Origin of the sequence: Bradyrhizobium sp. (assembly GCF_019244115.1) — a bacterium.
Lineage (GTDB): Bacteria > Pseudomonadota > Alphaproteobacteria > Rhizobiales > Xanthobacteraceae > Bradyrhizobium.
This window is the reverse complement of the sequence record NZ_JAFATE010000143.1, coordinates 1-11,204: the sequence shown is the minus strand read 5'-3', so window position 1 is coordinate 11,204 and position 11,204 is coordinate 1. Positions and strand designations below refer to the sequence as shown.

Annotated in this window: 12 protein-coding genes; all 12 read left to right on the top strand. The window is 65.1% G+C overall.

All coding sequences use genetic code 11. The features are described from left to right. Positions 1-433, top strand: a 433-nt coding sequence (locus tag JOZ76_RS06495) for a response regulator (protein ID WP_291697802.1), incomplete at its 5' end; no start/stop codon positions are given. A gap of 237 nt (positions 434-670) precedes the next feature. After that, a complete protein-coding gene (locus tag JOZ76_RS06490) occupies positions 671-1,270 on the top strand; it encodes a L,D-transpeptidase (RefSeq protein WP_291697803.1) in 600 nt (199 codons plus the stop codon). A gap of 351 nt (positions 1,271-1,621) precedes the next feature. After that, on the top strand, positions 1,622-2,128 hold the full coding sequence (locus tag JOZ76_RS06485; RefSeq protein WP_291697801.1) for a DUF6496 domain-containing protein: 507 nt from the start codon (positions 1,622-1,624) through the stop codon (positions 2,126-2,128). Between the two features lie 112 nt (positions 2,129-2,240). After that, positions 2,241-2,462 carry a hypothetical protein gene (locus tag JOZ76_RS06480; RefSeq protein ID WP_291697800.1) on the top strand — a complete coding sequence of 74 codons (222 nt, stop codon included), beginning with the start codon at positions 2,241-2,243 and terminating at the stop codon, positions 2,460-2,462. A 12-nt stretch (positions 2,463-2,474) separates the two neighbouring features. Then, complete coding sequence (locus JOZ76_RS06475; RefSeq protein WP_291697799.1) at positions 2,475-2,897, top strand: hypothetical protein; 423 nt, start codon at positions 2,475-2,477, stop codon at positions 2,895-2,897. A gap of 128 nt (positions 2,898-3,025) precedes the next feature. After that, positions 3,026-4,801: a thiamine pyrophosphate-requiring protein gene (locus tag JOZ76_RS06470; RefSeq protein ID WP_291697798.1), complete on the top strand. Its 1,776-nt coding sequence runs from the start codon at positions 3,026-3,028 to the stop codon at positions 4,799-4,801. A 2-nt stretch (positions 4,802-4,803) separates the two neighbouring features. Further along, positions 4,804-5,913 (top strand): enolase C-terminal domain-like protein, encoded by a 1,110-nt coding sequence (locus JOZ76_RS06465; RefSeq protein WP_291697797.1) that lies wholly within the window; start codon positions 4,804-4,806, stop codon positions 5,911-5,913. Next, on the top strand, positions 5,910-6,896 hold the full coding sequence (locus JOZ76_RS06460; protein ID WP_291697796.1) for a hypothetical protein: 987 nt from the start codon (positions 5,910-5,912) through the stop codon (positions 6,894-6,896). The genes JOZ76_RS06465 and JOZ76_RS06460 overlap by 4 nt, the downstream gene beginning before the upstream one ends. Then, positions 6,889-7,551, top strand: coding sequence for a gluconate 2-dehydrogenase subunit 3 family protein (locus tag JOZ76_RS06455; RefSeq protein ID WP_291697795.1), 663 nt, complete (start codon positions 6,889-6,891; stop codon positions 7,549-7,551). The genes JOZ76_RS06460 and JOZ76_RS06455 overlap by 8 nt, the downstream gene beginning before the upstream one ends. Beyond that, positions 7,541-9,259 (top strand): GMC family oxidoreductase, encoded by a 1,719-nt coding sequence (locus JOZ76_RS06450; protein ID WP_291697794.1) that lies wholly within the window; start codon positions 7,541-7,543, stop codon positions 9,257-9,259. Before JOZ76_RS06455 ends, JOZ76_RS06450 begins: the two co-directional genes overlap by 11 nt. After that, entirely contained in the window at positions 9,237-9,680 is a 444-nt protein-coding gene (locus tag JOZ76_RS06445; protein WP_291697793.1) for a PPC domain-containing DNA-binding protein, read from the top strand. Before JOZ76_RS06450 ends, JOZ76_RS06445 begins: the two co-directional genes overlap by 23 nt. Before the next feature lies 1 nt (position 9,681). Beyond that, entirely contained in the window at positions 9,682-10,761 is a 1,080-nt protein-coding gene (locus JOZ76_RS06440; RefSeq protein WP_291697792.1) for an SDR family oxidoreductase, read from the top strand. Positions 10,762-11,204 lie beyond the last annotated feature (443 nt).

The window sequence follows — 11,204 nt, the reverse complement described above, 5'->3', positions numbered from 1 at the left end:
ATGGGTTGCGGCCTTGGAGCGCGGGATGAGATTGTCGAGCTGGGTTCAAGAGCTGGATGGCGTTGCGATGAGTAAGCGTGTTCTGGCCGTCGACGACTCCAAGACGATGCGCGACATGATCGCCTTTGCGTTGCGCGGCGCGGGCTTTCTGGTCGAGGCGGCTGAAGATGGCGAGGCCGCGCTCGGCAAACTCGCGACGGCGAGCTTCGATCTCATCATTACCGATCTGAACATGCCGAAGCTCGACGGCATCGCGCTGACCAGGAGCGTGCGCGCCATGTCGCGGTACCGCGACATTCCGATCGTGATTCTGAGCAGCGAATCCGACGGCGCCAACGAGGCGGTCGGCGGGGCGGCCGGTGCCGACGGCTGGCTGATCAAGCCCTTCAGCCCAGAACAGCTCGTCGAACTGGTGCAGCGCGTCTGTTCTTGAGAAATCCGGTCGGGATGCCATCATCGGCGCCGCGAGGCGATGTCGTTCGAACGGACGGCGTCGTATGAAAGACCTCGGCGACACGCGAAATTGAGACGGCCGTCGTCCGCGGGTTGTTCCGCGCCATCATTTTGGCACGATTTGCAAACCAAATGGCTCGGAGTGTGACACAGCGGAGGCGGGGCCGTGCCGAGATCGGGGCTTGTGTTGGGATTCGTCCTGCTGCTCGGCGGCTGCATGCAGGCGACATTGCAGCCGTCATCGACGGCCAGCATGACGCCGCGCGACCGCCAGCTGTTGGCGCATCCACCTTATGCGCAGGCGAGCATCCCGGAAGCCTTCCAGCGCCACATCGTCGACTACGACCGCCGCGAAGCGCCAGGCACCATCCTGGTCGATACCAACGCGCGCTATCTCTATTATGTGCTGCCGCAAGGCAAGGCGATCCGCTATGGCGTTGCGGTGGGCGAAGAGGCGATGGCCTGGTCCGGCGTCGCGACCGTCGGCAAGCTGGCGGAATGGCCGGATTGGATTCCGACCCGGGAGATCCAGGAGCGGCTCGGTCCCTATCCTTCGCGCGTGTCCGGCGGGCCGGCAAATCCTCTGGGCGCCCGCGCGATCTACCTCTACGAGGGCGGTAAGGATACGCTGTACCGCATCCACGGCACCAACCAGCCCGAATATATCGGCCAGGCCATTTCGTCGGGCTGTATCCGCATGACCAATGAGGATGTCATCGATCTCTACGATCGCGTGAGGCAGGGCACGACCGTCGTGGTGCTGCCGCCGGGCGGCGAGAGCCCCTTGATGCGTCCGTTCGCGGCGCGGGCGAGCTGAGCGGGTTGGACAGACCGCGCGCGGAAGGCAGGAGTTGAGGAACTCCTGATCGGCGAAGACGGCGGTCGCTGTTCTCGCCGGACGAGCCAGCTTTTCTGCTTGCTGGCGGGCCGTGGGCGCGGCCGCCCCTGCGCTCTCTTCGATGTCGAGGGCGACGTCCTTGCAAAACCGGGCGCGATCGCGCCGCGGCGGGGCAAACTCGCGTCCCTCCGCTGTTCGACAGCCGAATCGGAAATTGCCGGTTCTTTGCTGCCGGATGCCTGGACTTGGCGACCGGTTCCACGCGCGGGATCATTTCGTCGTCCGGAGCGTTGCCAAGTGTCGTCGCAATATTTTGATCGGAGCAGTGCGATGCCGCGAAAGGAGACCATCCGAAGAGCCAGGCAGGACAAGCGCGCGGGCAAATCGCCGAGCACGCAGGCCGGCGAGTTCGTGCGGGAGCAGATCGACAAGATCCGCCACGGCGAGCATGGGGCGAGATCGCCGCAACAGGCCATTGCGATCGGCCTCTCCGAAGCGCGCCGGGCCGGCGTCGATCTTCCGCCGCCGCGCAAGGGCAAGGCCAAGGCGAGTACGCGCCGCGGCGCCAAATACGCCTATGAAGCCGGCCAGGGCCGACGCAAGACGCGGCGCCGACCGCGCGTGTCGCGAGCGGTCAAAAAGGTCCTGAAGCGCGAGCCGCAAAGTTCGGCCTCGCACCGTGCGCTGTCGCAGCAGGCCAAGCGCGCCGCCAGCCGCCGCAGTGCGGCATCGCGTTCGGCCGCCGCCCGCAAAGCGGTCCGCACCAAGGGCGCGAAGGGCCGCTCGACCACTGCGAAAAAGGCTGCGCGGACGCGAAAGCAGCGCCGAAGCCGATGACTAAGCCGGTCGACCGTTCGATAGCGGCTCGATCGGCTGACTTGGAAGTAGGAACGTTCGTAGCAAAGGAATGTTGTCTCCTTTAGGATCCTGCAACACTGGGAGGTCTGCTTTGCCGACGCAAATCGTGATGGACCACACGGGCGATAGCCGCACCTACTTCGATGCAAGAGACGTTCAAGCGCGGGCGAACGCGGAAGCCCGCTTCAAGAAGCTGGTGGCGCGCGGCTTTACCGCGGCCGTTCGCACCAAGGCGGGCGAGGTCACGCGCGTGAGCGCATTCGACCCGAATGCCGAGGAAACGCTGTTCTTCCCGCGTCTCGTCGGCGGGTAAAGGCGTTCAGCAATGTTGTCGCTGCGTCGGCCTGCAATCACCGGCCGCCTGCTGGCGCAATCGGTGCGCCGGTTTTACGAGAGGTTTTCCGCGGAGAATACGCGCGACGCCCGGGGGCTGCGGCTGCTCCGGGAATGGTTGACGCCGGCGCAATGGCAACAGTTCGAGGCGCTCGGCTATTTCGAGGTCGTCGGTTGCGACACCGGAAAGCGATACCGCATCTACCGCGGCAGAATGACGAACGTCTACGAGATCGATGATCTCGGTTGTCTCAGGGAAGGCTGGTGCTTCGTTCCGTTCGGGTTCCTGACGGCGGGCGATGTCATGCTCGCGCAGAAGATCGCCCTGGAGACCTCAGAGTCCGCGGCCCTGGCGGTCGCAAACAGGTTCCTGCCGAGGCGCCAGCGGGCTCAGGGTGACGTGTCCTGGAATTAGGGACGGCGGATCGGATTTCGAATGCGACCTTGGTCGATCTCCTGGTGATGCAACGCTTTTGAGCGCGTCACGTTGGATTCGATATCAATCGCAGCCCCTTCCGCTTCAACCTAATCGGGATCAATCCAATGAACGTCAGCGAATTCGTCTGGCACCGCCTGTCCGAATGGGGACTGACACGCGTTTATGGCTATCCGGGCGACGGGGTCGGCGGCCTCGATGTCGCACTGGAAAAAGCCAAGGACAGGATGGAGTACGTCCAGGTCCGGCACGAGGAGATGGCGGCCTTCATGGCCTCCGCGCACGCAAAGTTCACCGGGCAGGTCGGGCTCTGTTACGCCACATCCGGCCCCGGCGCGATCCATCTCCTCAACGGCCTGTACGATGCCAAGATGGACCACGTGCCGGTCGTCGCGCTGGTCGGACAGCAGGCGCGAAGCGCGATCGGCGCGAGCTATCAGCAGGAAGTCGATCTGCAGACGCTGTTTCAGGACGTCACGGAATATGTCGCGATGGCCAGCGTGCCGCAGCAGGTCCGGCATCTGATCGACCGCGCGGTTCGCATCGCCGACAACAGGCGCGCGGTGACCTGCGTGATCCTGCCAAACGATCTGCAGGAGCTGGACTACAAGGACCCGCCCTTGGCGCACGGCGCGACCCACACGGGCATCGGCTATGCAGGCCCGGCAAAACTCCCCGAGGAAACGCTGCTCCGCGCGGCCGCAAACGTTTTGAACAGCGGCAACAAGGTCGCGATGCTGGTCGGTGCCGGTGCGCTGGACGCAACCGACGAGGTGATCGCGGTGGCCGAACGATTGCAGGCCGGCATCGCCAAGGCGCTGCTCGGCAAGGCCGCCGTTCCCGACGATCTGCCTTTCGTCACCGGCTCGATCGGTTTGCTCGGAACACGGCCGAGCTGGGACCTGATGAAGAACTGCGACACCTTCTTGATGGTGGGTTCGGCTTTTCCCTATAGCGAGTTTCTTCCCGAGCCGGGATCGGCACGCGGCGTGCAGATCGACATCGACGGCAACCGCCTCAGTCTGCGTTATCCGATGGAGGTCAATATCGCCGGCGACAGCGCGACCACGCTACGGGCGTTGCTGCCGCTTCTGACGCCAAAATCCGAATCCTCGTGGCGGCGCGAGATCACGCAGGGCGTCCAGGAGTGGTGGAGGACGCTGGAAGCGCGGGCGCATGATTCCGCCGAGCCGTTGAACCCGCAGCGCGTGTTCTGGGAATTGTCACCGCGGCTGCCCGACAACGCCATCATCACCGCCGATTCCGGCTCGGTCGCGAACTGGTATGCGCGCGACCTGAAAATGCGCCGCGGCATGAAGGCCTCGCTGTCCGGCGGCCTCGCTTCCCTCGGGGCCGGCACGCCCTACGCGCTGGCGGGCAAGATGGCCTATCCGGATCGCACGGTGATTGCCTGCATGGGCGACGGCGCGATGCAGATGAACGGCCTCAACGTGATGATCACGATTTCGAAATACTGGAAGCAGTGGTCGAATCCGCGACTGATCGTGCTCGTCCTCAACAACCGCGACCTCAACCAGGTGACCTGGGAAGAGCGCATCATGCTCGGCGCGGGCAAGACCGAATCCACCCAGAGCATTCCGGATTTTCCCTATCATCGGTATGCGGAGCTGCTCGGGCTGAAGGGCATTTTTGTCGACAATCCGAACCGGGTCGGCGCGGCCTGGGACGAGGCGCTGGCCGCCGACCGGCCGGTCATCCTGGAGGCCTACACCGACCCGAACGTGCCGCCGCTGCCGCCGCATATCACGCTGAAGGACGCGAAAAATTTTGTCAGCATGATTCCATCCGAGCCGGAGCTCGGCGGTGTGCTGAGGAATACCGCCAAGGAATTGCTGTCGAGCGTGCTTCCCGGGAAAGAGTAGGAATGAGACTGGACGTCGCGATCGAGAGCGTCAAGGCGTGGCCCTTCAGGATTCCGACGGATCGTCCCGAAGCGGACGGAACGATCGCCTGGGACTCGACGACCCTCGTTCTGGTCGAGGTGTCGGCCGGAGGCGAAGTCGGTATCGGCTACACCTATTCAGGCGCCTCGATCGCGGGTCTCATCTGCGGCGAGCTGGCCAAGACCATCGTAGGCCACGATGCCTTCGCCCCGGAAGGCGCGTGGCTCGCGATGCAGCGCGCGGTCCGTAATCTCGGCAGGGAGGGGCTGGCAGCAACCGCGATATCCGCCGTGGATACCGCGCTGTACGATCTCAAGGCGCGCCTGCTCGATCTGCCCCTGGTTCGGCTGCTCGGAAGCTATCGCAGCTCGGTCCAGATTTATGGCAGCGGCGGCTTCACGACCTACTCGGATCGGGAGCTCGCGCAGCAGCTTGGCGGCTGGATCACCGATCAAGGCTGCGCCTTCGTCAAGATGAAGGTGGGTTCGCAGCCGGACCGCGATCCGCGCCGGGTCGAGGTGGCGCGTGAAGCCATCGGCGATCGCGCCACACTGTTCGTCGACGCCAACGGCGCCTACACGCGCAAGCAGGCGCTTGGCCTCGCAGATCAGTTCGCCGATCAGGGCGTCGGATGGTTCGAGGAGCCGGTGTCATCAGACGATTTGGTGGGACTGAAAGCGGTTCGCCGGCGTGGGCCACAGCCGATGGAAGTGGCCGCCGGCGAATACGCCTACACGGCCGACTACGTGCGCGCGATGCTGCAGGCCGACGCAGTCGATGTCCAGCAGGCCGACGTCACGCGCTGCGGCGGCATCACCGGATTCTTGGGGATCGCTGCGCTCTGCGATGCCTTTCACATCGATCTCTCCGGGCATTGTGCCCCCGCGCTTCATTTGCATGTCGCCTGCGCCGCGCCGCGGCTGCGCCATCTCGAATGGTTTCACGACCATGCGCGCATCGAGCACATGCTGTTCGACGGCGCACCGCAGCCGCGCGACGGCAGAATCGCGCCTGACCTTTCGCGCCCTGGCAACGGACTGTCATTCAAGCATCAGGATGCCGCGCGCTACGCGGTCGCGGGGGTGGCATGAACAGGGCCGTCGATCTCGCACTTCTCGGCGGTGCGGCTGTCGCGCTGTCAGGCCTGATGGTCGGGCCGATCTTGGCGACGGACCCGAAGCGCATCCCGCTGCAGCATCAGCCTCGGCGACCGGAATCGGGGCTGCCCGTGCGGCGCGCGCGCCAGCAAGAGGCGGCGACAGTGCGCGCCGCCCGGGGCCTGAACCGCGCCGCAGGCACGCTTGCAGCATCGGTGCTGGCCGATTCCAGCATCGAGCATTATCGCGGCTCGTTCAAGAACAGGGCGATGGTCACGCCGCTGATCGTCTCCGCCATGACGCTTGCGACCAGCATTCACGGCACCTCCGACATGCGGCCGTCTGCCCACAAGGCGCGCGACATCACCTATCTGCTGGCGGCGGCGACCGGCCTGCTCGGGACCGGGTTTCACTTCTACAACGTCGGCAAGAGGGTCGGAGGGTTCAGCTGGCAGAACCTGTTTTATGGCGCGCCGCTCGGCGCGCCGATGGCGATCCTGCTGTCGGGACTGCTCGGCTTCTGTTCCGAACGCCTTCGTGAAAGCCGGGCCGCAAGCCGGCCCGAGATCTTTCACCTGCCTGCTGGCAGAACGATCGCCGCGGTCGCCGGAGCCGGCCTTCTGGGGACATCAGGCGAAGCCGGGCTGCTGCATTTCCGCGGCGCCTACCACAATCCGTTCATGGCTGTCCCGGTCACCCTGCCGCCAATCGGCGCTGTCCTGCTGATGCGCGCCGCGGCAGGAAAAGCGGGACGCGAGCACGCCTTCAGCCGCGTCTGGATGCGACTGCTCGCGCTTGTCGGGCTCGCCGGCGTCGCCTTTCACGCCTATGGCGTCTCGCGCAACATGGGCGGCTGGCGCAACTGGAGCCAGAACGTGCTGAACGGGCCGCCGATTCCTGCGCCGCCGAGTTTTGCCGGACTTGCGCTGGCAGGTCTCGCGGCGCTCGGACTGATGAAGGAGCACCCGCATGCATGACGCGCGCCGTATCCGCGGTGGTGACCGCTACCCAGGCTATGATGTTCTTGCAAAGTGGAGCGGCCCATCCTGGAACGCAAAGACGCGCCAGGTCATCGCCCGCCGGCTCGCGATCGCGCCGGAGCCGCGCTTCTTCACGGCTGACGAGTTCGAGACCGTCACTGCGATCGCCGCGCGCATCGTGCCGCAGCCGCCGCCACGCGCGCCGATTCCCGTGGCGGCGCTCGTCGATCAAAAGCTCCACGACGGCATCATGGATGGTTATCGCACCGCCGGCATGCCGCGCGACGGCGAGGCCTGGCGGGTTGGCCTCCGAGCGCTGGATGCCGAGGCGCGGGTCGCGTATCGCGATCGGTTCGCGGCGCTTGCCGAGGGGCTTCAGGACGCATTGCTGCAGCGGGCGGAAGCCGGCGAACTGCATGCCTCCGAATGGGGCGCGATTTGTCCAAAGGACTTTTTCAAGAAGCGGCTCGCTCGCGACATCGTGCTCGCCTACTACGCCCATCCTGCGGCCTGGAGCGAGATCGGCTGGGGTGGTCCCGCAAGCCCGCGCGGCTATGTCCGCCTCGACTTCAATGAACGTGACCCCTGGGAAGCAGCCGAAGCGCATGGGGACGGCGCGGCGGTGCGCCGGATCAACAGCCGTGTCAGATGACGCCCTGCATAGCCCGCGGGCGCGTCATGGCCGCGCCCCCGATGTCTTCCGCCCCGGCGGCTGGGTGCCGATGCGGGAGTACGACAACGACGAGGCCGTCGACTTCGCCATCATCGGCACCGGCGCAGGCGGAGGAACGCTGGCCTGCAAGCTCGCCGAATACGGCTTCTCGGTGGTGGCGTTCGATGCCGGTCCCTATTTTCGTCCGCTCGAGGATTTTGCGTCGGATGAATCCGAGCAGACAAAACTCTATTGGACCGACGATCGCATCGTCGATGGCGCCAATCCGCTGCAGCTCGGCAGCAACAATAGCGGCAAGGCGGTGGGCGGCTCGACCGTGCACTTTGCGATGGTCTCGCTGCGTTTTCGCCCGGAATGGTTCAAGGCGCGCAGCCTGCTCGGCTATGGCGCCGACTGGCCGCTCGATTGGCGGCAGATGTGGGACTACTATACCGAGGTCGAGCAGGCGCTGAAGATTTCGGGACCCGTCAGCTATCCCTGGGGACCGCCGCGTCCGCGCTATCCCTATCGGGCGCATCCATTGAACGCCGCGGCGCTCGCGCTCGCCAAGGGCTGCGAAGCGATGGGGATCAAATGGACGGAAACGCCGCTCGCCACGCTCTCGGCGCCGCGCGGCCTCGCACACCCCTGCGTCTATCGCGGCTTCTGCGTCACCGGCTGCTCCACCAATGCCAAGCAGAGCGCGCTCGTGACCTGGATCCCCCGCGCGCTGGCGGCCGGCGCCGAGATCCGCGACCTCGCCATGGTCGGCAGGCTCGAGGTGGAGAAATCCGGTCTGGCGTCCGGCGTGCACTATCAGCGGGAGAACGCCTGGCATTTCCAGCGCGCGCGCAATGTCGTCGTCGCCGGCTACGCCATCGAAACGCCACGCCTGCTCCTGAACTCCGCGACCGATCGGTTTCCCGACGGCCTCGCCAACAGCTCGGGACTCGTCGGCAAGAACCTGATGGCGCAATCCAACCAGGCCGTGTGGGGCGTCATGGAAGACGAAATCCGCTCCTACAAGGGGCCGCCCTCGCTCGCGATCACCGAGCACTGGAACTACGAAGACAAGGGCAAGGACTTTTTCGGCGGCTACGCCTATATGAGCCAAGGCCCGTTGCCGCAGTTGTGGGCCAACACACTGACGGGCGCGCGTGGTCTCTGGGGCGCTCGTCTGGTCGAGCAGATGAAGGACTACAATCACGTCGTCGGCCTGAAAATCGTCGGCGAGATGCTGCCGCAGGAGAGCAACCGCGTCACGCTTGCCGACGAGACCGATCAATACGGATTGCGCATTCCCCGCGTCACCTATGCCTGGTGCGACAACGACAAGCGGCTGATCGATCATTCGCTGAAATTCATGAGCCGGGCGCTCGGGGCGGTCGGGGCCAGGGACATCTGGACGCAGGACGACGACACCTGCCATCTCAACGGCACGGCGCGCATGGGAGTCGATCCGGACACGAGCGTGGTGAACGCCGATTGCCGCAGCTGGGACATTGCAAACCTGTGGATCTGCGACGGTTCGGTTTTTCCGACGGTCGGCGGCGCCAATCCTTCGCTCACCATCCAGGCGATCGCGTGCCGCACCGCGGATCGCATTCGTGTTCTCGCCCGCCGCGGCGAGCTGGAGGCGAGCGCCAGGCTTGTAGCGCGGCCGCAGCTATCACGGGAGGTCAGTCATGCAGCAAAAGCTTCTGGGTGAGGCCAATGGTCAAAGAACCTTTGCCGTCGTGCTCGAGACCGGCGACGAAGTGATGGCCAGTCTGCAGTCTTTCGTGAAGGAGCGGCGGATCGCAGCGGCCCAGATCACGGCGATCGGTGCCTTCAAGAGCCTTGAGCTCAAATATTTCGACTGGCAGAGCAAGACATATCTGAGCAACAGGATCGATGAGCAGGTGGAAGTGGCCTCGCTGATCGGGGACGTGGCGCTCGCGCCAACGGGAGAGCCCGCGCTCCACATTCACCTGGTCGTCGGACGGCGCGACGGCACGGCGCTCGCCGGGCACCTCGGATCAGCCATCGTGCGCCCGACCCTGGAGGTCGTGGTCACCGAAAGCCCGGCGCATCTGCAGAAGGTCGAGGACCCGACGACGGGCCTCGCCTTGATACGTCCGGAGATCTAAGATGCAGGCAGTGGTTTCTGATCGCCCGGCGCAGGTCGTCGTCGTCACCGGCGCTTCGGCCGGCGTCGGCCGCGCGATCGTGCACCGGTTCGCTCGCGCCGGCTGGCGCATCGGCTTGATCGCGCGCGATGCCACAGCGCTCGACGAGGTTCGCCGCGAGGTCGAGGACATGGGTGGTACCGCGCTGGTCGCGCCCGCCGACGTCGCCGATGCACAGGCCGTGTTCGCCGCCGCGGACCGCATCGCGAGTGAGTTCGGTGCGATCGACGTCTGGATCAACGATGCCATGGTCACGGTCTTCTCCCCGTTCTGGAACATGACGCCGAAGGAATTTCGCCGCGTCACTGAAGTCACCTATCTCGGTTTCGTCCACGGCACGATGGCGGCGCTTCGGCACATGCGTCCGGTCGATCGCGGCACGATCATCCAGATCGGCTCGGCGCTGGCCTATCGCGGGATTCCGCTGCAGTCGGCCTATTGCGGCGCCAAGCATGCGATCCGCGGCTTCACCGACTCGCTGCGCACCGAATTGCTGCACGAAGCAAGCCGCGTTCGATTGACCATGGTGGAATTGCCCGCCGTCAATACGCCGCAGTTCGACTGGGCGCGCACCCATATGCCAAGGCAGCCGCGTCCGGTCGCCCCGGTCGTGCAACCCGAGGTGATCGCACGGACGGTGTTTGACGCCGTGCACAGGCCGCACCGTGAATACTGGATCGGACTGAGTACGCTGAAGGTGATCCTTGGGAATATGCTGCTGCCTGCATTCCTCGACCATTATCTGGCGAGGTTTGTCGTCGGCGCACAGGAGACCACGCAGCCGGTGAGCCCGGAGCGCGCCGACAATCTGGTCAATCCGGTGACACCGCTGCATCGGACGCGGGGCCGGTTCGGCAGCGAAGCGCAGGACAGCGCGATCGTGGTCAGCGGCCCGGTAGCTCGTGTGCTTCCCGTGCTGATCGGCGGTCTCGCTTTGCTGGCGATGGGATTGGTGGCCGGCGCCTCATCGACCAGAACGCGTGGGCGCACCACCAGGCTCACGAGGCGCCATGCTGGAAACGGGCGCATGGCGATCCCATAATGGCGATCCGCACGGCGACGAGCTGGGTGGCTCCGCCTCTATGGCGGCCTGCAGTTCGATGACGTCTTCGGCGAGCCGGCGAATCTCGGGGGTGACTCCGTTCTCCGCTTGCTCCCGGTTTGTCCCTGCCACGCCATTCGAGCCTCGCCTACGAGGCGAGTGTCATCATGCTGTTGCAACCATGGCTGTCCTCGCCAGATGAATTCATGCCTTATCCCGGCACCACCATAACGCGAGAGTTCTGGAGGCAGCAATAAGCTAACTTGCAACCTTTAATTGGGGCGCCGATGAGTGTTATGATTGCAGCCACCAGAGCAATTCTTGGCTATGTCGAACGGCCACGCTGCCGTCCAGGCGGAAGTTGAGCTCCACAGACTCGACGGCGGGCGCAAAAACACGTGTTGTTTCTTGCATCATCTTTTGTTCGCCGAGGTAGCGCATGC

What these genes read in the sequence shown, in the direction of transcription:
- JOZ76_RS06490 (WP_291697803.1), top strand. Translation starts at nt 671, where the DNA reads ATGCAGGCGACATTGCAGCCGTCATCGACGGCCAGCATGACGCCGCGC.
- JOZ76_RS06485 (WP_291697801.1), top strand. Translation starts at nt 1,622, where the DNA reads ATGCCGCGAAAGGAGACCATCCGAAGAGCCAGGCAGGACAAGCGCGCG.
- JOZ76_RS06475 (WP_291697799.1), top strand. Translation starts at nt 2,475, where the DNA reads ATGTTGTCGCTGCGTCGGCCTGCAATCACCGGCCGCCTGCTGGCGCAA.
- JOZ76_RS06470 (WP_291697798.1), top strand. Translation starts at nt 3,026, where the DNA reads ATGAACGTCAGCGAATTCGTCTGGCACCGCCTGTCCGAATGGGGACTG.
- JOZ76_RS06465 (WP_291697797.1), top strand. Translation starts at nt 4,804, where the DNA reads ATGAGACTGGACGTCGCGATCGAGAGCGTCAAGGCGTGGCCCTTCAGG.
- JOZ76_RS06460 (WP_291697796.1), top strand. Translation starts at nt 5,910, where the DNA reads ATGAACAGGGCCGTCGATCTCGCACTTCTCGGCGGTGCGGCTGTCGCG.
- JOZ76_RS06455 (WP_291697795.1), top strand. Translation starts at nt 6,889, where the DNA reads ATGCATGACGCGCGCCGTATCCGCGGTGGTGACCGCTACCCAGGCTAT.
- JOZ76_RS06445 (WP_291697793.1), top strand. Translation starts at nt 9,237, where the DNA reads ATGCAGCAAAAGCTTCTGGGTGAGGCCAATGGTCAAAGAACCTTTGCC.
- JOZ76_RS06440 (WP_291697792.1), top strand. Translation starts at nt 9,682, where the DNA reads ATGCAGGCAGTGGTTTCTGATCGCCCGGCGCAGGTCGTCGTCGTCACC.